Source organism: Streptomyces sp. NBC_01210 (genome assembly GCF_036010325.1).
GTDB lineage: Bacteria > Actinomycetota > Actinomycetes > Streptomycetales > Streptomycetaceae > Streptomyces.
In genome coordinates this window covers 5,967,346-5,986,739 of record NZ_CP108549.1, presented here as the reverse complement: position 1 = coordinate 5,986,739, position 19,394 = coordinate 5,967,346, and the positions used below count along the sequence as shown (strand labels likewise).

The window sequence follows — 19,394 nt, the reverse complement described above, 5'->3', positions numbered from 1 at the left end:
GGCGCTTCCTCTCAGTCCCGGCGCGCGGCGAGTGCGTGGACGGTGCCGTCGTCCGTGAGGGCGACGACCCAGTCACCGCTGACGGAGAGCGCCGAAGCCACTCCCGCGCCCAGGTTGTACGCGGCGAGCTGCGTGCCGCTCGCACGGTCCAGGGCGAGCAGCCGTCCGTCCCATGTCCCCACATACACAAGGGACTTGGTGACCAGTGGATGCATCGTCGGCGAACCGGCTCCCGCCGAGCAGCCCATGGCGACGCGCCACTTGTCGTCCATCGGGCTCTCGCCCGCCAGATAATCGGCCCTTGGTCTCCCACACCGGCTTCGACGGATCGGCCGCGCTCGTGTCATAGGCGCGTACGACACCGTCGCGGCCCGCGACATAGGCAATGTCGCCCCACACGGCCGGGCTGGTGAGCGGGGCCCGCCCCGGCTCGCAGGTGCTGCCGCCGCCCACCTTGGACTCCCAGGTCACCGCGCCCGTCTTCGGGTCGTGGCCGCGTACGCCGTACGCCGTACGCCGTGAACGTCACCAGCTTCGCCGGGCCCGATGCGGGCTGCGTCAGCACGGGCGACGAGTGGCTGTCGATGTCGCCCCCGGTGTCCTTCGCCCACAGCTGTTTGCAGCTCGCGAGGTCCATCGCGATGACCGTGTTGCTCGACGAAGAGTGCAGATAGGCGGTGTTGGAGCCGAGCTCGCGCACCACCGTGCTGTGGGACTGGCCCCAGGAGGCCGCGGCCCCGAAGCCGCCGGGCAGCTTCTCGCCCGTCCTGGCGTCACGGCAGCGCACCGTGTTCCAGTCCTGGTGGACGGCGACCGTACGGTCCCCGCCGGCGAGCGGGACAACGCTGACCGGTCCGCCCGCGCGACCGTAGCGGCGCACGGTGTCGCCGTGCTGCTCCTCACGGTCGATCGACTCCCGGGCGACGTGCCCGTCCTCGGCGTCCAGCGCGTAGATCCGTCCGACGCCGGTCGTCAGATGGACCCGTCCGTCGTGGAGCGTCGGCGCCGACTCGGCGTCGCCGTCCAGGTAGGTGCGCCAGATCTCGCGGCCGGAGGTGATGTCGTAGGCGAGCATCATGCTGTACGGGGAGTCGACGGCGCGGGACGAGACGATCAGCTTGCCGTCCGCGATCACGGAGCCGTTCAGGTTGAACTGCTCACCTGTGTGCTGAGTCCACTTGAGGTCGAGCGTGTCGCCCGGGTTGTCGCCGCTCACAGACCGCCCGGCCTCGTCGCCACCCTGCCGCAGCCAGTCCTGCCCGGTGCTCGGCTTCGACAGCTCGGCGTCGCGTACGACCTCGAAGGTGGACTTCGCCGCGGGAAGCGCGGGGAACGCCGTGCCCCGGGTGTCGTACACGGTCGTCTCGGCGGTGTAGCTGCCGGGCCGCAGCCCGCGCAGCTTGCCGCTCGCCCGGGTCCACGCACCGCATCCTCATCGAGTCGTCCGCAAGAGTTCAGCTCTGCAATGTGGCCATCAGCGTCCGCATGTCCTCGATCATGAAGGGCCTGATGCCCGAGAGATCGGCCGGAGCGCTCTTACCGCCCGGACCGTTCGGCCCGCCGGGCGAGACGGAGAGCGTCAGCACGGCCTGGCCGTCCAGCACATGGAGGGTCGGTGCTTCGTCGCTGCCGTCCTCCAGGACGAAGTAGGCACGCTCGCCGAGCCCGTCGACCTGTTCCATGGTGACCTCGGTGTTCCCGAAGAGCATCTGCGCGGCAGTAGCCGCCTTGAACTCCGGCCCCGGGTCGGTCCTCTTGTGCAGCGTGTAGGTGACGTAGACGCTCGGAGGCGATTCCTCGAGGCCCCCGTCCTTCGGCGACGCCGTGGGCGACTCCACAGTGGCCCAGCAGGACGCCAGGTCGAGGGTCGGGTGCTCGCGCGCCGTCTGCATCCGGGACTGCACCTTGCCGAGCACGGTGGACAGCGCCTTCAGCCCGGTTTCGGAGCAGGGGTCGCGGCTCGCCCGGTAGCCGCCGACGTCCGGGTCCTGCCTCTCGTACACATACAGGCCGCCCGCCCACACCACGGACGCGGCCAGTACACCTCCGACCGCCGACACCCAGGCCGGGCGGGGCCGACGGGCGGATACACCGTCGTCGGCCGCGACCGTCTCGGCCCCGGCCGCGTCCGCCTCACCCGTCCGCGGCCCGGCAAGCTCGGACTCGCCGAACGGCTCGTCCTCCCCCACCAGTTCCGGCTCGGATATCACTCCTGTGCCTCTCCGACACCGGCGGACGCCGGCGCCGGGGTCAGGCCGGGGGACGGCGTCGGCGCGGCCTCGACCGCCACAGCGCCGTGCGGCGGGGGCGGTGAGTCCCGCAGAGCCTGCTCCCTGCCGTACGCGCGCAGATAGCCGACGACCGTATTGGTCACCGCCACCAGCGGCACCGCCACCACGGCGCCGCCGATCCCGGCGGTCAGTCCACCGGCCGCGACCGCGAGGACGACGGCGAGCGGGTGCACACGGACCGCGCGGCCCAGGATGAAGGGCTGCAGCACATGGCCCTCGAGCTGCTGTACGGCGAGGACGACGATCAGCACCATCAGCGCGGTGAACACGCCCTGGGTGACCAGTGCGACGACCACCGCGAGCGCGCCGGAGACGACCGCGCCGACGAGCGGGATGAAGGCGAACAGGAAGATGAAGACGGCCAGCGGTACGGCCATCGGGACATCGAGGAAGTAGATGCCGAGGCCGATGAAGATCGCGTCGATCAGCGCCACGATCACCGTGCCGCGGACATACGCGGTCAACGTGCGCCAGGCGCGCGGCCCTGCTCCGGCGACTCCCTCACGCGCCTGCGCCGGGACCAGTTTGAGCACCCAGTGCCAGATGCGCTTGCCGTCGTACAGCAGGAAGAGCGTCGAGAACATCGCCAGCAGGATGCCGGTCAGTATCTCGACCATCACCGTCACACCCTGCAGGCCCGCGGAGGTGATCTCCTGGGTGTTGGTGCCGATGGTGTCGCTGAGGTTCTTGGCGACGTCGCTGATCTGCTGCTCGGTGACATGGAACGGGCTGTCGAGCAGCCAGCGCTTGAGTTCCTCGATTCCGTCCCTGACCCGGTCGGAGAGGTTGTCGAGGTTGTCCATCACCTGCCAGACCACGAACCAGCCGACCAGGCCCATGATGATGAAGCCCGCGATCGCGGTGACTGCGGTGGCGAGCCCGCGCGGCAGGCCCAGCTTCTTCAGCCGGGCCACGGTGGGCTGGAGCATCGCGGTGACGAGCAGCGCGGCCACGAAGGCGAGGACCACCAGCTGTACCGCGCTGATGATGCGCATCAACACCCAGAGCGTGCCTGCCAGTACGAGCAGCCGCCAGCCGGCCTCGGCCGCGACGCGCATGCCCCAGGGAATCGCGGCGACCGGGTCGGGCCTGGCCGCGACGGTGGGGGCGTAGGCGGGCGGCGGCGGGACGCTGTCCGGAGTGGGCCCAAGGACGACCGGCACATCGTCGTCCGCGTCCTCGCTGCGTTGCTCGTCCAGGCGCTCGCTTATCCGGGTCAGCCCGGCGCCCAGGCCGGCGAGCCATCCTGGCAGTCTCGACATGATCTTCCCTCTTCCCCCCACCACTCCCCCCGGGAGCCCTTTCCGACCGACCGTACACGCACGGAGCCCCCCACCGTAGGACGGTGGGGGGCTCCGAAAAGTTGAGCGCCGGCAGATCCTAGTACCAGCTGTTGGCCTGCCAGAACGACCACGCGCCACAGGGGCTGTCGTAGCGGCTGTTCATGTAGTTCAGGCCCCACTTGATCTGGGTCGCCGGGTTGGTCTGCCAGTCGGCGCCGGCCGACGACATCTTCGAGCCCGGCAGCGCCTGGACGAGACCGTAGGCACCGGAGGAGGCGTTCTGCGCCTGGTAGTTCCAGCTGGACTCGTGGTCCACGATGTTGCTGAAGCACTGGAACTGGTCGGCAGGGATCATCTGCCGTGCGATCGCCTGGACCTCGGCGACGGAATAGGAGCTCTTCGCGGAGAAGGTGGAAGCGTCCCGCACCGAGTCACGGTTGGCGCGTGCTTCCTTGGCCTCGCGATCGCGCTCGGCCTTCTCCTCGGCGGCTTCCTTCTTCGCCTCGGCGGTCTTGGCAGCCGAGATACGGGCCGCTTCCTCGGCGGACTTCTTCGCGGCCGCGTCTGCGGCAGCGGCCTGCGCGTCGGCCTGCTGCGTCAGGGACGAGGCCTGAACCTGAGCCTGCTGGCCCATGGGGATGTCTGCGAGGAGCGTCGTGTCGGCGGCGGACGCCTCAAGGTTGTCGTTCGAGGGCAGGGTGTTGCCCGAGGCAACGCCCACGACGGCGCCAACGGTGGTGACCGCAGTAGCTGATGCCACTGCGAACCCCCGGACCGAGATCCGGCTCACACGGTTTCCTTCCAGCAACGCCCGCATGGGTGACCTCGCGAGCGCAATCGTGCCCCTGACGCTGGCCTCCCTACTGCTTGGGTCACGGGAGGCGCGGGCCCGGTGGGCAACCCCCTTGACGGGAGTGCCGCATGATGCTCGCGGGCGGCATACGACGGCAAGTCTTGAGTTGTGTGGTGCTGTGCACCTCTGGAGGTGCGGATGTGCCGTATGCGGGGCCTGACGGAAGCAAGACTCTGCCGGAAGCCGACGCCGCAAGGCAATTCTTCGTTACGTGTGAAAGCTCACACCCCGTTTGCGCCAGGTGTTTTACGGAAACCGGCGGACAGCACGGCGCCGCCCGGCTACGCTCTTGCGCTCTACCGGGCGGCGCCAACTGCCTTATTCCGTATTAGATCTGGCCTTCCTCCAGCATTTCGGTCACGAGCGCGGCGATCTGTGAACGCTCGGAGCGAGTGAGGGTGACATGCGCGAAGAGCGGATGGCCCTTCAACTTCTCGACCACGGCAACGACTCCGTCGTACCGGCCGACGCGCAGATTGTCCCGCTGTGCCACGTCATGGGTCAGAACGACCCGGGAATTAGCCCCGATACGGGACAGAACGGTCAACAGGACGTTCCGCTCCAGGGACTGGGCCTCGTCGACGATGACGAACGCGTCGTGCAGCGATCGGCCTCGGATATGGGTGAGCGGCAGGACCTCGAGCATGCCGCGTCCGAGCACCTCCTCGATCACTTCACGGCCCGCCACGGCCGAGAGCGTGTCGAAGACCGCCTGGGCCCAGGGGCTCATCTTCTCGGCCTCGGTGCCCGGCAGATAGCCGAGCTCCTGCCCACCGACCGCGTACAGCGGCCTGAAGACCATTACCTTCTGGTGCTGCCGGCGCTCCAGGACCGCCTCGAGGCCCGCGCAGAGTGCGAGCGCCGACTTGCCGGTGCCGGCCCGGCCGCCCAGCGAGACGATGCCGACGTCCGGGTCGAGGAGCAGATCGAGAGCGATGCGCTGCTCGGCGCTGCGGCCGTGGATACCGAAGGCCTCCCGGTCGCCGCGCACCAGCTTCACATTGCCCTCGGCCGAGATCCGGCCCAGCGCCTTGCCTCGCTCGGACTGCAGAACGAGGCCGGTGTGGACGGGCAGTTCCGCCGCTTCGGGGACGTACAGCGTCTCCTCGCCGTACAGCAGATCCACCTGTTCGGCGGAAAGGGGCAGTTCGGCCATTCCGGTCCAGCCGGAGTCGGTGATGGCCAGCTCCGCCCGGTACTCCTCCGCCAGCAAACCGACGGACGAGGCCTTGATACGGAGAGGCAGATCCTTGGATACGACCGTGACGTCGTACCCCTCGGCCTGGAGATTGCGCGCTACCGCCAGAATCCGTGAGTCGTTGTCCCCCAATCGGAAGCCGGCCGGAAGGACGCCGGGATCGGAGTGGTTGAGCTCGACACGGAGCGTGCCGCCGAGGTCGCCCATCGGGATGGGGGCGTCGAGGCGGCCGTACCGGATACGGAAATCGTCCAGAAGGCGCAGCGCCTGGCGGGCGAAGTAACCGAGCTCCGGATGGTGCCTCTTTGCCTCCAGCTCCGTGATCACCACGATCGGGAGCACGACTTCGTGCTCGTCGAAACGGGTCAGGGCGTTCGGATCGGCCAGCAGGACGCTGGTGTCGAGAACATAGGTGCGCCTGTCGGGCATGCGGCGCTTTGTGCTGTTCACCACGGAAGGACGTACCCCCTCGAATGAGGTCGGCAGTGCGACGGCGTCGCGGGCCATGGGGTCTCCCCCGCCGAAGGCAGGGGACGGGCCGGACTCGGCCACGATGCGCGGGCCGAACTCCGGCCCTCCGCGGTGTCCGCACTAGGAGTGCGGTCCTTCGTGTGCAAAGGGCCTCCCGGGCGAGCGGTCTCGGCCGCTCACTGAGATACGACGTTCGTGGATCGGACGTCGACCTGGAAGGGGTATTCCCTCGAACATGCGCAGCCATGCCATGGCATATGACGACGCGTGGATGAACAGAGGGTGTTCCGCGCTACAGGGGACCCAACGGGGCCTCAGCTGCCGTAGCGGCGGTGGCGCGCGGCGTAGTCGCGCAGCGCACGCAGGAAGTCGACCTTGCGGAAGGCCGGCCAGAAGACTTCACAGAAGTAGTACTCCGAATGGGCGCTCTGCCAGAGCATGAATCCGGACAGCCGCTGCTCGCCGCTGGTACGGATGACCAGGTCGGGGTCGGGCTGGCCGCGCGTGTAGAGATGCTCCGAGATGTGCTCGACATCGACGATCTCGGCGAGCTCCTCGAAGCTCGTGCCCTTGTCGGCGTGCTCCAGAAGGAGGGAGCGGACGGCGTCGGCGATCTCCTGGCGGCCGCCGTAACCCACGGCGACGTTCACGAGTATCCCGTCGATGCCGACCGTGGACTGCTCGGCTTCCTTCAGTACGGACTGGGTACGGGCGGGCAGCAGATCCAGCGTGCCGACGTGGTGCACGCGCCAGCGGCCGTCCGCCGCGAGGTCGCGGACCGCGTTCTCGATGATGCCGAGGAGCGGGATCAGCTCGTTCTCGGGGCGGTCCAGGTTGTCCGTGGACAGCAGCCACAGGGTGACGACCTCGACATCGGTCTCGGCACACCAGCCCAGCAGTTCCTGGATCTTGCTGGCGCCTGCCTTGTGCCCCTGCTCGGCCGTGCCACCGGATGCCTTGGCCCAGCGACGGTTGCCGTCGAGGATGACTCCGATGTGCTTGGGCACCTGGGCGTGGTCGAGGCGGCCTTCCACCCGGCGCGCGTAGAGCCCGTACACCAGGTCGCGCAGGTTCACTTTTCCAACCCCTCCATGCGGCAGTCCCCGAGGGCGCCACACTACTGCGCGCTGGGTACAGCGGCCCAACCCGGCTTGTCACAAGTCCGTGATAAGGAGGGATGCGTGACTGATCCCTTCTCCTACCGAGCAGCCGCGGACCGCTACGAGTCGATGGAGTACCGGCGCACCGGCCGCTCCGGGCTGAAGCTTCCCGCGCTCTCCCTCGGCCTCTGGCACAACTTCGGCGACGACCGCACCCTCGACTCACAGCGCGCGATCCTGCGGCGCGCCTTCGACCTGGGTGTGACGCACTTCGACCTGGCGAACAACTACGGGCCGCCGCCCGGGTCGGCCGAGCTCAACTTCGGCAAGATCTTTGCGGAGGATTTCGCACCATACCGTGATGAAATGGTTATTTCGACCAAGGCGGGCTATTGGATGCACCCGGGACCCTACGGCGAGTGGGGTTCGCGGAAGTACCTGCTGTCCTCGCTCGACGCGTCCCTGAACCGGATGGGTCTGGACTACGTCGACATCTTCTACTCCCACCGCTTCGACCCGGGCACCCCGCTCGAGGAGACGATGGGTGCGCTGGCCTCCGCCGTGCAGCAGGGCAAGGCCCTGTACGCGGGTGTGTCGTCGTACAACGCGGAGCAGACCGCGGAGGCGGCCCAGCTGCTGAAGGAGATGGGTGTACCGGCTCTCATCCACCAGCCCTCGTACTCGATGATCAACCGCTGGATCGAGGCCGACGGACTGCTCGACACGCTGGAGAGCGCCGGCATGGGCTGCATCTCCTTCGTGCCGCTCGCACAGGGGCTGCTCACCGGCAAATACCTCAAGGGCATCCCGGAGGGCTCGCGGGCCACGCAGGGCAAGTCCCTGGACCCGAATCTGCTCTCCGACGAGGTCGTACGGCGGCTGAACGGGCTGAACGACATCGCTGTCAGGCGCGGTCAGTCCCTCGCCCAGCTGGCGATCGCCTGGGTGCTGCGGGACGAGCGGATGACCTCCGCCCTGATCGGCGCCTCCAGTGTGAAGCAGCTCGAGGAGAACGTCGCGACGCTGGCCGGACCGGCCCTGAGCGACGAGGAGTTGAAGGAGATCGACAGCTTCGCGGTGGACACCGAGGGCACCAACATCTGGGCCGGGCGGAGCTGAGCCGTCCCCCGGAGAAACAGCCGGAGAAATAAAACGGGCCGGTCCGTGGGGGGGGGATACGGACCGGCCCGAGGGGGGGTTTCCACCATAACCCTTCGTTAGTCCGCCGAGCGCCATGCCATGCCGTAACTACGCTCCGAATCCGGCGTACGGCGGGGAGGCCGTCGCGCGGTCCGGGAAAGTGGCTGGTTCCGGACCGACGCGCACACTCGGGGGCCGTCCCTCCCACGAGGGACCCCCGGTCACAGGCGTGACATTGACGGCGCGCCAGGGCAAGGGCCCGTCAGGCTGCGGGCTCCCTCGACATATTGGCGAGAATCCGCCCCATGGGAGTTCGTCACTGTGGGGGAGCTGACGCCTGGCCCATGGACTGACCCAGGGGCTGCCTCAGGGACCTTCCCAGAGATTGGCCGAATGCGGACAGAAACTGTCCTATATAAACCCTAGAGTCATCCGTATGACGACGCGACGTGTGACATGGACCCAGGCCAACGCCCGCCGGCTCGCACGACAGGGGCTGACCGCCCCGGCCAAGGCCTCCCCCGCCGAGATCGCCACCGCGATGCTCGGCGCGCACGCGCAGGTGCTGTCCGCCGCCGAACTGTCCGTCGCGCTGCGGCTGGAGGGCGGTGCGACGCGGGCCGACGTGCGCGAGGCGCTGTGGACGGACGGCAGCCTGGTGAAGACATACGGGCCACGCGGCACCGTCCATCTGCTGGCGGCGGCCGATCTGCCGCTGTGGACCGGTGCACTGTCCGCGATCCCGGCCGGCGCGAGCCCGATGCCCGCCGCCGTACGGATGACGGCGGAGCAGACCGAGCAGGTCGTCGCGGCCGTCGGCGACGCTCTCACCGGCGCGGAGCTGACGATCGACGAGCTGACCGAGGCGATCGTCGAACGCACCGGGTCCTGGGCCGCGGACCCGGTGATGGAAGCCTTCCAGGGCAAGTGGCCACGCTGGCGGCAGGCGATGCACACGGCCGCGCACCGCGGTGCGCTCCGCTTCGCGCCCAACCGCGGACGCAAGGCCACCTACACCAGCCCCGACGTCACGCCGATGGACGGTCCCGCCGCGTCGGAGGAGCTCATACACCGCTATCTGTACGCGTACGGGCCCGCCACCCCGGCGCACTTCGCCAAGTGGCTGGCCGCGCCCAAGGGCTGGGCCGCAGAGGTGTTCGCCGCGTCGGCGGGCGAGGGGAGGATCGAGGAGGTGGCGTTCGAGGGCGGCCGGGCGTGGGTGACGGCCGGCGACACCGAGTTCCCGGAAGAGCCGCCGCGGGGTGTGCGGCTGCTGCCGTACTTCGACGCGTACGCCATCGCCTCGCAACCGCGCGAGCTGCTCTTCCCCGGCCCGGCGTACGAGCGGGCGCTGGCGGGCGGGCAGGCCGGGAACTTCCCGGTGGTGCTCGTCGACGGGATTGTCGCCGGGGTGTGGCACCAGCGGCGGTCCGGGCGGCGGATCGCGGTCACGGTGGAGCCGATCGGCGACACACTGGGCACCGCCCGGCACCGCGAGCTGGAGCAGCAGGTGGAGCGGGTCGGTGAAGTGCTGGAAGGACAGGCGGAGTTGACGGTCGGGAAGGTCACGGTCGGGCCGCACGCCTGAGTCGTAGCAGAGTGACGCCGTCACGCTGGGCGATGCGCTCATAGCCGTACTTGCGCTGCGCGGCGTCGAGTTCGGCCGCCTGCTGCTCGGGCGGGTAGGGCCAGTGCCCCGAGGGGTACGGCCAGGCCTCCGGCGCCCTGCTGTCATGGATGATCCACTCGGCGGTGGGCTGGGGCAGCCGCGTCCTGTCGTACTCGTACAGCCGCGCGTTGACCGGGAACGTGGGGAAGAGAACCACCTCGCAGCGTGAAGTGAGCTGCGGAACAAGGCGGTTGGAGGCGGCGACGGTCGTCCCGTCCGGGATCCTTGCGAGCAACGAGCGGGCCGCATCGATATGGGGTGTCGAGCGCCACGTGGCCCGCTGGGCCAGCTGGGCGAGCGGGAACGACGGCAGCATGACGAGGGTCACGGCGAGCACGGTGATCAGCGATGCGCGGACATGGCGGGCGGCGAGCGGATGGTCCACGCCGCGCCACTGCCGCAGTGTGTCGATGAGGCCGACGAAGACAATGGGCATCAGGACGGCGCTGTAGTGGAAGGACGTTCCCCAGTGGAAGCCGATCCGCGACAGCATCCGCCAGGTCAGGGTGGGCACGGCGAGGATCGCGAGTGGTGAGCGCAGCGCAAGCAGCGCGGACGGGGCGAAGACCAGGATCACTGTCATGGCCTTGATGTCCGGGCGCAGCGCGTCGAGCGGGGCGAAGGCGATGGTGGACAGCAGCGAGCTGTGCGCGCCCTCTGTGAGATTGCCGCCGTGCGCATACTGGCCCGCCGGATTGAACGCGGGCAGCAGGAGCTTGATCTCGACGGCCGAGGCGAGCAGACCGGCCGCGGCGGTGACGACCCCGAGACGGCGCGGGCCCTTCCAGGCGACGTAACAGCCGAGAGTGGCGAGCGTGAAGCCCAGGTCCTCCTTGATCAGGACGAGCGGAGCCGCCCAGGCGACGGCGGGGCCCCAGCGGCGGCGGCCGAGGGCCTCCAGCGCGAAGGAGAGCAGCGGTACGGCGAGGACGACCTCATGGAAGTCGAAGGCGGCGGCTGAGGCGATGCCCCAGCTCAGCCCATAGCCGACGGCGACGACATGCGCCGGGCGGCGCCCGAGCTCCCGCAGCGCCCAGCGGGCCGGCGGTACGACAGCGAGGGCGAGCAGCGCCGACTGGGCGAGGAGCAGACAGAGGGCCGACGGCCAGAGGCGGTAGAGCGGGGCGAGGACGGCGAGCGCGGGATGGAAATGGTCGCCGAGCAGATTGAAGTGGTCGCCGCGCAGGGGGACGATCGGCGGCCGCAGTTGGGAGTAGGCGCGTACGGCCTGCTCAAAGATACCGAGGTCGTAGCCGGTGGTGCGGAGCAGCATATGACGGCGTACGGCGACGGTGGCGTAGAGCAGAAAGAGCACCGCCGCCCAGCTCCAGGGGAGGAGGGCGGCGGGGAAACGGGCAGTGGAGCGCGATCGGGGTTTTGGCGCCGGAGCGGGGATGAGGGACCGCAGTACGCCTCGCCGAATCACCGCATTGTCAGAGAATGTCCGCATACGCCCCGATGCTAGATGGGCATCCTGACGCCGGACGGCTTGACCGCCTCGATGAGGAAGCGCGTCGTCGTGGCGATGAAGGGCCCCTCCGACCGCATCCGCTCAGGAGAAGTCCCGGCCGTCGGCGGAGACGGCTTCCGCCTGGGCGACGAGCTCGTCACCGTACGCGCTCTCATGACAAGGCGTGCCCGGTGGTGCTGTCGACGTGGTCGGGGATCTCGCCGTCGTGCCGGTCGCCCGTCGACTTCGTACCGGAAGGCTCGAACATGAGGATCGAGCCGCCGGGCGACGAGGGCTTGTGCTCGACGCCCTTCGGCACGACGAAGGTGTCGCCCTTGTGGAGCTCGACGGTGGACTCGGTCCCGTCGGCGGCGCGCAGCGCGATGTCGAAACGGCCGTCCAGGACGAGGAAGAACTCGTCGGTGTCCTCATGGACGTGCCAGATGTGCTCTCCGGCGGTGTGGGCGATCCGTACGTCGTAGTCGTTCATCCGGGCCACGATGCGGGGGCTGTAGACATCGTCGAACGTGGCGAGGGCTTCGGTGAGGTTGACCGGCTTCGCGTCAATGGAATCCATGCGAACGATTTTCGCGGGCAGGACGGGTCGTGTCTTGTACATATCTGCGCCGACGAATGTGCGCAAACGCATGTGCGCCGCGAGGCGTTGAGGCCGGCCGTCTCAGCCCGCCGCGAGGCCGCCGAGCAGCAGCCCGGCCAGCGCGCCCACGATCATGAACGGCCCGAACGGGATCGCGGTCTTACGGTTCGCGCGTCGGAGGACCATCAGTGCGACCCCGTACAGCGAACCCAGCAGAAAGCCTGCGAAGGCTCCGGTGAAGAGGACCGTCCAGCCGTACCAGCCGAGGGCGACGCCGAGCGAGAGGGCGAGTTTGACGTCGCCGAAGCCCATGCCGTTCGGGTGGATCAGGAAGAGCACGAAGTAGGCGGCGCCGAGGACGAGTCCGCCGAGCAGCGCGGTCGGCCAGGAGCCGGCGTCGGCGGGGAGCAGCGCGGCGAGCCCGAGAAGCACGGCGGCCGCGGCGGCGAGCGGGAGGGTCAGCTGGTCGGGCAGGCGGTGGACGCTGCGGTCGACTTGGGCGAGAAGCACGGCGAAGGGCGCGAGCAGCAGCCAGACGGCCAGTTCGGGGCGGGGGCCGGTGGCGGCGGCGAGGGCGGCGCAGGAGAGAGCGGTGACGAGAGGGACAAGAGGGACTTGCAGGTGGCGTTGGGTCGTGGCTATCGCCGCGCCGCAGGGCACGCACCGCGCACCACCGAGCCAGCCCTGCACGGGCCCGGCGAAGGAGTGCCCGGCGGGGCAGGTGTCGCGCCACGCCTCCTCCGGCTCGACGGAGAGCCGGTATGCGGCGCGCGGGACGAGCAACCCGGCGGCGGCACCCCAGAAGGCGGCGACGGCGATCAGCGTGGCGTACACGGCAGCGATCATATGGGGCTCGGCGCGTCGGGTCATGGGCCCGGGGCCCACTCCTGGTGATCCGGGGTTCATGGCCGGGCGTCGGGCGCTACGGTCTAGGGCCATGGGCGGAAGGCGTCAATGGCGGAATGGCACTGGGTCGTTGAGGATCGCCGAGCGGGACGGGGCGGCCGCGGAGCCGGTGACACCGCCGGTTTCGGCGATTCCCGTGATTCCGGTGATTCCGGTGATTCCGGTGATTCCGGTGGAGATCGCGGCCTCGTACGGGACGCGGCGGCGCGGGCTGCTGGGGCGGGACGGTATCGAGGGCGCGATCCTGCTGACCCCGTGCAACAGCGTGCACACCTTCAGGATGCGCTTCACGATCGATGTGGCGTATCTGGACAAGGAGTTGAGGGTCGTGGACGTCCACACGATGAAGCCGGGCAGGCTCGGCAAGCCGCGGTTCGGCGCGCGCCATGTGCTGGAGTCGGAGGCAGGAGCGATGGCGGGCTGGGGCGTGAGCCCGGGCGTACAGCTGACGATCGAGCCCTGAAGCCGACCGTTCCGGCCGCTGTGGTTGCTACGGCCGCGTTGGCCGCTACTTGAGCTTGGCGATCTGGGCGGCGAGCAGAGCCGGCGGAATCGTCGGGGTCTGGGGCCCCTCGAGGTTCGCGGTGTAGAAGGTGGCCAGCGTGCCGCCGGAGCGTACGACCTGAAAGACCAGCGGTACGGAGTCGCCCTCGAAGTCGCCCGTCACCTGGTAGGCGAACGCGTCGTCCCCGACCTTGGCGACAGGCAGCGTCTTTACGCTCTTGTACGTCGACGGCCCCTCGCCGCCGCTCGCCTTGAAGCCGCCCTCGCACGCCTCGACGGCGGTCCGCAGCCGACTGAGCACCGTCGCCGCACCCTGCGCCCCATGGACGGTGAGGAATTCGGAGACGGCGGGCCTGCCGTCCTTGGCGCCGGTGAGCTGCCGGTACACGGAGGCCTGGGCGACGGGCTCCGGCTTGCCGTTGATGACGGCAGTGATCGGGATGCACTCGGTCTTGTCGGCGGTCTCACCCTGGAGCGGCGGAGAGTCCATCGGCCCGACGTTGAAGCCGGACACATCACCCTTGGCGAGGACCGCCTTCTCCAAGTCGGCTTGGGAGAGGTCCTTTTGGGGAGCGCGGGGGGCTTCGGGAGGGGGCGTCGCGGAGGCAGTGGTCTTCTGCGCCGGCGTCGGTTTCGAGGCGTGGGCGGCGTTGTCTCCGCTGTTCCCGCTCTTTCCGTCGCAGGCCGCCGTAAGCCCCGCCGCAAGGGCGAGGACCGCTGCCGCCGCTGCCGTGCGCTGCCGCCTCATCCGTGTCCCGTCCCGCCGGTGTGAATGGTGCCGTTGACGCACGCTAACAGCGGTGTTCGCGCCCTCGCATGGGCCCACGGACCCAATCGGCTGCCTCTACTGCGGTCTCTACGGCCGCCGTTCCGGCGCCGCTTTCAGCGCAGGCCAGCGTTCGAGCATGCGCCGCCGCACATCGGCGCTGAGCCGGCCGAACCCGCCCAGGGATTCGCTCCCGTCGGCCATCCGCGCCACGACCCCGAGCCGGTGCAGCAACCGCTCCCGCGCGCTCACCGTCCCCCACTCCCAGTCCTCGTCCAGAACCCGGGCCAGCTGGTCGACATGCCCCCGGTGCGCGCGCTGGACCAGCGCGTCGCCCCGGATCAGCCACCCCGCGCAGGCATCGACGAGCTCGCCCTCGACTTCCGCACCGGTCGCCGCCCGCCAGGCGGTGCGGTACGCCGCCTCGGCTTCGGCCAGCAGCGGTTCGGGAGCGGCGGTCACGCACCAGCAGGTGGGGAAGCCGATGCGGAGATACGCGAGTTCCATGAGGCCATTGCCGAGGCAGGCCTGCTCGAAGTCGATGAAACGTATGCCGTCCGGGGTGGGCAGATCATTGCCGGGGCACGGATCTCCGTGCAGCAGCGCACGCGGCCCGTTCAACTTGCCAAGTCTTGGCAGCAGTTGGTGAAGTTCGTCCTCGACACCGTCCGGAACGCCGGCACCGAGCGCCTGCGCGAAGCCGAGAAACGAGCCGACATCACCCGCAGCGGGCCCGACCCAAGCCGGCAGCCCCTCCCCGCCCTCGCCCTCGCTCCCGCTCGCCGCCGCATGCAGGCGGGCGAGCCCAGCCGCGTACTCGACCTCCCACCCCTGGCGCGCCCGCCCGTTCTCCACGTACTCCAGGACGACCACCCGCTCGTCGGCGTCCACGCCGAGCACCCGCGGCACAACGGCCGGCCGGACCCGCGCGGCAAGCCGCAGCGCGGCCACCTCCCGCCCGTACCGCTCATCGGCCTCCGCGCCGGCCACCAGCTGCTTCACGACGGCAGGCGTACCGTCACCCAGCTCGACCTGCCAGACGGCGGAACGCGGGCTGCTGTCGAGCAGCCGGGCCCTGCGTGGCGCACCCAACTGGGCCCGCAGCCGTTTCCCGAAGGGCACTGTCACCCTCAACTCCCTTCCAGGGGACGGTCAGCCCTTCCCCCCGCGGGACGGCTCCGGCAACTGTTTCAGACCTGCGGGCCGCTTACATCGACCGCGCCAGCGCCTGCTTCTCCTCCCACAACGGCTTCTCCGCCTCGGTCTTCGGCCGGATGACGGTACCCGTGCGCTCCAGCACCACCAGCGAGGCAAGCAACAGGCCCTTGATCAGGCCGTGTTGAACCGGGTGACGGGTCGAGAAGTAGACCTCGTACAGGCCCTCGACGAAGCCCTGGAACGCCGTCGGGTCGATCTCGCACGTGTCCTGCTCGGACGGCGTGAGACCGGTCGGCACCTGCATCAGCTCCGCCGTGCTCTCGGCGAGAGCGAGGTACCACTTCGCGATACGCAGGGCCGGATCCCAGACGGTTTCACCGGAGATTTCGAAGTAGTAGCTCATTCCGTGAACTCCAGCCTGATGTCCAGCCCGGGATTCTCGTCCCTGAGCTTCTGAATGCGCTGCTCGAGTGCGGCACGGAATCGAGGGTCGACCCTGGGATTCGTGAACCTGAATCCAATGGGGGCCTGTTCGTACCCCTCCATATGCCTACGGGCTTCCAGGTACTTCGCAAGCTTTCCGTCCACCTGCTTGGTGAGCCACGACTCGTCACCGAAGAGTGCGCTCTTCTCTTCCCACAGGACTCCACCATCGATGTGGTCGATATCGGTAATCCTGTTTTTGGTATTTGGATCGTACACGTCGTACTCACGCTTACCGTCGAGCGGACCGCAGCCGGTCGGGTCCTCGTTGTGCACCAGAACGGGCGTCCGCCCGGCGAGCACGTAATAGGTGTGGGTCTGAGCGACGGTCAGGTCATGGGTCGTTCGGCGCTCGGTGTAGCGACGTGTGGTGAGCACCTTCAGCTCCGTGCCGTCCAGCGCGCGCAGCCCGTCTCCGGCCCTGATGTCGCCGGCGTCCGCCCAGCGCCGCTGCCCGGTGAGCCAGAAGGGGTGGGTATCGGTTGCCTCGACCACTGCGGTACCGGACCTCGTACGCACGGTGAGCCGGGTGAATTCCTTGTCGTCGTAGGTGGTGATGGTGTTCGTCACGAGGCGCGTCGCGGTCTTCCCGGTGTACGGGTCGGTGGCCTCGACCCGGTCGCCGGTGCGTACCTTCTCGATGGGCATGCGACGCCCATCGGCGAGCAGCACGGGCGTACCGGGCGGGAAGCTGTGCCGCGGGCACGTCCTCGGCTTGTCGTCCGGCTTCTTCTCGCCGTCCTTTGGTTTCTTCTTCTCGACGTCGAGCTTCCTCTTCGCGTCGGCGAGCTTCTTCTCGGCGTCGCTTACGCGTTTGCGGTTGTTGATGAGCCCCTTCAGGGCGTCGTACAGGTCTCCACCGTGCTTCTTGAGCTTCCTGACGAGCCCGACGGCCTTCTTCCATTTCCATGGCGCGCCGTACTTCGCGGCGAGTTTCCCGACCGCACCGCCGATAAGGCTGAGGAGCACATTGATGAGCGTCTCGGTACAGGCGCCCATGTCCCCCTTGGTGATGCAATTGAGGGCGTCGGTGATGCCGAGTTCCTCGGCGAGGATCTTCGCGAGCTCCTTCGCGGCCTCTATCGCCTTGTCCTGGTCGGACTTCTCCGCGCTCTGGGCGTCCTGGAGCTCTTTCAGCGCCTTGTCGTAGTCGAGCTGGGTCTGTGTCTTCTGACCACCGTCGTCGTCGGAAGCGGGATCGCCGGTGCCGGCGGGATCGCTCGGATCGTTCTGCCCGCCCTGGTCGTCCTGATCGCCCTGTGCCTGGGGGTCTCCCCCGCCGTCGACACCACAACTACCGCCGACCGCCTGGCAAATCTTGTTCCCGAGAGCCTTGCCCACCTCGGGCACACCACCGGTCGCCACCAGCGCACCGATGATCGCGATCACCACTACGACCAGACCGATGTACTCCACCGCGGTCTGCCCCGACTGCGACTTCCGCAGCCCCAATGCCCGGGCATCCGTACGCGGCAATAACCTACGCACCCGCCGGCGAAGCTGACGCACAACCCCCATACGCGACATGCACACGACGCTAGGGCCGGGTGCGTGTGCAGTCGTGGGCCCCAGGACCCAAAGTCGGGCTCACCTTGTGCGGGCGCAAGCAGTGGGCCCCGCCGCAAAGAAGACTGCGGCGGGGCCCACTGCGCGCTCACATCAGCGAAGTGATCCAGAACCAGGAGACTACGAAGCCGTGCCGCGCGGGAACGAGACCTCCACGCGCCGGTTCTTCCTGCGGTTTTCCTCGGAGGTGTTCTCCGCGATCGGGAACTGCTCGCCGTATCCCCGGATCTCATAGGTGATGCCTACAGCGGCGAGTTCCTTGGAGAGAACCCCGTGCACCGCGTCGGCGCGTTGCTTGGAGAGCAGATCTCCGTGTGCCGCCGACCCCAGATCGTCCGTGAAACCGAACACCCGGACCTTCGTCGCGTTCTGTTTCTTGATCTCTTCGGCGATCGCCTTGATACGGGAGTTGGCATCGCTGCTCAGTTCGGCGCTGTCCTTGCCGAAGAGGACTTCGGCCTGCAGGCTGAACTTGACCTCGGAATTCGAATCCTCACGTTGCTGGTCGCCCGCCTCGTCACCGACGACCTGCTTGATCTCCAGAACCTTGCCCGGAGCGAGCGTCGCTCCGTCGACCATCTTGAGGTCGGGGTCGCTGACGTCGACCTTCCCCTTGTACACGGAGGTGGCCTTGGGGCGCGGTCCGTCGTCGGCGCCTGCCGACGGGACGGCAACGACGGTCAGAGCGAGGGCGATGGAGCCGATGAACACGGCCCTGCCGCGCACGAAAGCTGAAAGGACTGGCATATCCTCACTCGCTTCCGAGCCGGAGCGTCACGGCCTGGAAGGTAGGCAGCGAGAACGTCACTTGATTAACGGTCTCCGGCGGCGCCGGGAACTGCATGAACACGGGAGTCGACGTCTTGGCCTTGACGCTGCTGAGTGTGGTGACCAGCGGCCTGTTCTCGGTGTCCCTCAGCACGTAGTAGCGCTTCTTCTCCTTGGCGTCCACCAGCGTAGCGCCGGCCACTGAGCCGCCGCCGACCGCTTGCTTGATCTCGAGCTCGGACCCGGACCAGTCGGAGGTGTGGTTGAAATCGGCATCTGCGGTGTTCCGCATGTTCCCCTGGACCGTCACAAACCCGCCGGAGTCGCGGACCGCAGCGGTGATGTCCAGCTCCATACCGTCCTGGCCCTTGAGCGTGGTGAGGACCTTGTCCGGCTGTGGATTCGCACTGCCGGGGTTTCCCTTGCCCCCTTGATCGACCGCGCCCCCGTTGTCCGGAGCCGACGACTGGCCGGCCTTGGATGCCTGGTCGGGTTTGTCACCGTCGCTGCCACATGCGGCCAGCGCGAAAGTGAGCGCCACCGCCGCGGTGACGGCCGCCGCCGCCCTGCGCGCCTGTGAGATCTGCCGCATGCTCATCACTGCATTCCTCTGCTAGTTGTCACTCGGTCAGTTCGCGTCGATCAGACGAACGGTGAAGAGATCAGCCAGGTCCGGCACGCTACCGAGGTCGTCCGGGTCGATCAACGAAGCCATGCCGTCGCAGTCGAGCTTCGCCCCGCTCAACGAGCATTCGGGCACAACGACGGCCCTGGCCTTTGCTTCGCCCTTCTTGTCCGCCGTACCCGGGATCACCGAATCGCCGATGGTTTTCTTCGTTTCGACTCCGACGGTGAACCCCCAGTACTGCCCGTAATAGGGATGGCAGCCGTTACTGTCCGAGTCGTTCTTCTGCGCGTAGTCGTCGGCGATGTCGCATGCGGCGCCGGTTTCGAATCCCCTGCCGAGGATGAGCTCCGCCCAGTTCTCCGGCAGCTTCGGTCCGAGCAGCTCTTCCACGATCTGATCCCGTGCGTCCTGGGCTGCGGCCAGCGCGGCGGCGTCGGCAGCACCCTGGGCGCCATTTCGCTGATCGGCGTACTCGCCGACCACGAAATACGCGAACGCGAGGAAGAGCAGGCCCGCCACCACCGTGATGTAGATGGGGAAAGCCTGCCCTGCCTCGCGATGC

20 protein-coding genes are annotated in these 19,394 nt (G+C 68.5%); 3 read left to right on the top strand and 17 right to left on the bottom strand.

What is annotated here, in order from left to right:
• Positions 1-11 precede the first annotated feature (11 nt).
• The 7 genes from OG735_RS27440 to OG735_RS27405 all read right to left on the bottom strand — a co-directional run bounded on the left by OG735_RS27440 (position 12) and on the right by OG735_RS27405 (position 7,172).
• Complete coding sequence (locus OG735_RS27440) at positions 12-272, bottom strand: outer membrane protein assembly factor BamB family protein (RefSeq protein ID WP_327325797.1); 261 nt, start codon at positions 270-272, stop codon at positions 12-14.
• A 71-nt stretch (positions 273-343) separates the two neighbouring features.
• On the bottom strand, positions 344-1,357 hold the full coding sequence (locus tag OG735_RS42060) for an outer membrane protein assembly factor BamB family protein (RefSeq protein WP_442812499.1): 1,014 nt from the start codon (positions 1,355-1,357) through the stop codon (positions 344-346).
• 97 nt (positions 1,358-1,454) lie between these two features.
• On the bottom strand, positions 1,455-2,210 hold the full coding sequence (locus OG735_RS27425; protein WP_327325796.1) for a hypothetical protein: 756 nt from the start codon (positions 2,208-2,210) through the stop codon (positions 1,455-1,457).
• On the bottom strand, positions 2,207-3,553 hold the full coding sequence (locus OG735_RS27420; protein ID WP_327325795.1) for an AI-2E family transporter: 1,347 nt from the start codon (positions 3,551-3,553) through the stop codon (positions 2,207-2,209). Before OG735_RS27420 ends, OG735_RS27425 begins: the two co-directional genes overlap by 4 nt.
• Positions 3,554-3,671: 118 nt before the next feature.
• Entirely contained in the window at positions 3,672-4,364 is a 693-nt protein-coding gene (locus OG735_RS27415) for a transglycosylase SLT domain-containing protein (RefSeq protein ID WP_327325794.1), read from the bottom strand.
• A gap of 391 nt (positions 4,365-4,755) precedes the next feature.
• A complete protein-coding gene (locus tag OG735_RS27410; protein WP_327328479.1) occupies positions 4,756-6,078 on the bottom strand; it encodes a PhoH family protein in 1,323 nt (440 codons plus the stop codon).
• A gap of 332 nt (positions 6,079-6,410) precedes the next feature.
• Entirely contained in the window at positions 6,411-7,172 is a 762-nt protein-coding gene (locus OG735_RS27405; RefSeq protein WP_327325793.1) for an isoprenyl transferase, read from the bottom strand.
• A 105-nt stretch (positions 7,173-7,277) separates the two neighbouring features.
• On the opposite strand from OG735_RS27405, the gene mgrA reads away from it, so the two are divergent.
• Positions 7,278-8,315, top strand: a complete 1,038-nt coding sequence (gene mgrA, locus OG735_RS27400; RefSeq protein ID WP_327325792.1) for an L-glyceraldehyde 3-phosphate reductase — start codon at positions 7,278-7,280, stop codon at positions 8,313-8,315.
• 457 nt (positions 8,316-8,772) lie between these two features.
• Positions 8,773-9,924, top strand: a complete 1,152-nt coding sequence (locus OG735_RS27395; RefSeq protein ID WP_327325791.1) for a winged helix DNA-binding domain-containing protein — start codon at positions 8,773-8,775, stop codon at positions 9,922-9,924.
• Here OG735_RS27395 and OG735_RS27390 read toward each other — a convergent pair.
• The 3 genes from OG735_RS27390 to OG735_RS27380 all read right to left on the bottom strand — a co-directional run bounded on the left by OG735_RS27390 (position 9,902) and on the right by OG735_RS27380 (position 12,923).
• On the bottom strand, positions 9,902-11,455 hold the full coding sequence (locus OG735_RS27390) for a DUF2079 domain-containing protein (protein ID WP_327325790.1): 1,554 nt from the start codon (positions 11,453-11,455) through the stop codon (positions 9,902-9,904). The two genes, OG735_RS27395 and OG735_RS27390, sit on opposite strands and share 23 nt — an antisense overlap.
• Before the next feature lie 172 nt (positions 11,456-11,627).
• The gene (locus OG735_RS27385) at positions 11,628-12,032 is read right to left on the bottom strand and encodes a cupin domain-containing protein (protein WP_442812498.1); all 405 of its coding nucleotides are present in this window, start codon (positions 12,030-12,032) and stop codon (positions 11,628-11,630) included.
• Positions 12,033-12,134: 102 nt separating this feature from the next.
• Positions 12,135-12,923, bottom strand: coding sequence for a prepilin peptidase (locus tag OG735_RS27380; RefSeq protein ID WP_327325789.1), 789 nt, complete (start codon positions 12,921-12,923; stop codon positions 12,135-12,137).
• A 67-nt stretch (positions 12,924-12,990) separates the two neighbouring features.
• Here OG735_RS27380 and OG735_RS27375 point away from each other — a divergent pair, with 67 nt between their 5' ends.
• Complete coding sequence (locus OG735_RS27375; protein ID WP_327325788.1) at positions 12,991-13,422, top strand: DUF192 domain-containing protein; 432 nt, start codon at positions 12,991-12,993, stop codon at positions 13,420-13,422.
• Positions 13,423-13,467: 45 nt separating this feature from the next.
• Here the strand turns inward: OG735_RS27375 and OG735_RS27370 are convergent, their stop codons facing one another.
• The 7 genes from OG735_RS27370 to OG735_RS27340 form a co-directional block, all read right to left on the bottom strand.
• On the bottom strand, positions 13,468-14,211 hold the full coding sequence (locus tag OG735_RS27370) for a hypothetical protein (RefSeq protein WP_327325787.1): 744 nt from the start codon (positions 14,209-14,211) through the stop codon (positions 13,468-13,470).
• Positions 14,212-14,319: 108 nt separating this feature from the next.
• Positions 14,320-15,363, bottom strand: a complete 1,044-nt coding sequence (locus tag OG735_RS27365) for a phosphotransferase family protein (protein ID WP_327325786.1) — start codon at positions 15,361-15,363, stop codon at positions 14,320-14,322.
• Positions 15,364-15,436: 73 nt separating this feature from the next.
• Positions 15,437-15,790, bottom strand: coding sequence for a DUF6086 family protein (locus OG735_RS27360; protein WP_327325785.1), 354 nt, complete (start codon positions 15,788-15,790; stop codon positions 15,437-15,439).
• Complete coding sequence (locus OG735_RS27355) at positions 15,787-17,322, bottom strand: polymorphic toxin-type HINT domain-containing protein (protein ID WP_327325784.1); 1,536 nt, start codon at positions 17,320-17,322, stop codon at positions 15,787-15,789. Before OG735_RS27355 ends, OG735_RS27360 begins: the two co-directional genes overlap by 4 nt.
• A gap of 234 nt (positions 17,323-17,556) precedes the next feature.
• Positions 17,557-18,183, bottom strand: a complete 627-nt coding sequence (locus OG735_RS27350; protein WP_327325783.1) for an OmpA family protein — start codon at positions 18,181-18,183, stop codon at positions 17,557-17,559.
• 4 nt (positions 18,184-18,187) lie between these two features.
• Complete coding sequence (locus OG735_RS27345) at positions 18,188-18,802, bottom strand: hypothetical protein (protein WP_327325782.1); 615 nt, start codon at positions 18,800-18,802, stop codon at positions 18,188-18,190.
• Between the two features lie 30 nt (positions 18,803-18,832).
• A complete protein-coding gene (locus tag OG735_RS27340) occupies positions 18,833-19,351 on the bottom strand; it encodes a pilus assembly protein TadG-related protein (RefSeq protein WP_327325781.1) in 519 nt (172 codons plus the stop codon).
• Positions 19,352-19,394: the final 43 nt, after the last annotated feature.

Excerpts from the sequence above, each read along its gene's own strand:
- OG735_RS27440 (WP_327325797.1), bottom strand. The coding sequence starts at position 272 with ATGGACGACAAGTGGCGCGTCGCCATGGGCTGCTCGGCGGGAGCCGGT.
- OG735_RS27420 (WP_327325795.1), bottom strand. The coding sequence starts at position 3,553 with ATGTCGAGACTGCCAGGATGGCTCGCCGGCCTGGGCGCCGGGCTGACC.
- OG735_RS27395 (WP_327325791.1), top strand. The coding sequence starts at position 8,773 with ATGACGACGCGACGTGTGACATGGACCCAGGCCAACGCCCGCCGGCTC.
- OG735_RS27390 (WP_327325790.1), bottom strand. The coding sequence starts at position 11,455 with ATGCGGACATTCTCTGACAATGCGGTGATTCGGCGAGGCGTACTGCGG.
- OG735_RS27385 (WP_442812498.1), bottom strand. The coding sequence starts at position 12,032 with ATGGATTCCATTGACGCGAAGCCGGTCAACCTCACCGAAGCCCTCGCC.
- OG735_RS27380 (WP_327325789.1), bottom strand. The coding sequence starts at position 12,923 with ATGACCCGACGCGCCGAGCCCCATATGATCGCTGCCGTGTACGCCACG.
- OG735_RS27375 (WP_327325788.1), top strand. The coding sequence starts at position 12,991 with ATGGGCGGAAGGCGTCAATGGCGGAATGGCACTGGGTCGTTGAGGATC.
- OG735_RS27370 (WP_327325787.1), bottom strand. The coding sequence starts at position 14,211 with ATGAGGCGGCAGCGCACGGCAGCGGCGGCAGCGGTCCTCGCCCTTGCG.
- OG735_RS27360 (WP_327325785.1), bottom strand. The coding sequence starts at position 15,790 with ATGAGCTACTACTTCGAAATCTCCGGTGAAACCGTCTGGGATCCGGCC.
- OG735_RS27350 (WP_327325783.1), bottom strand. The coding sequence starts at position 18,183 with ATGCCAGTCCTTTCAGCTTTCGTGCGCGGCAGGGCCGTGTTCATCGGC.
- OG735_RS27345 (WP_327325782.1), bottom strand. The coding sequence starts at position 18,802 with ATGAGCATGCGGCAGATCTCACAGGCGCGCAGGGCGGCGGCGGCCGTC.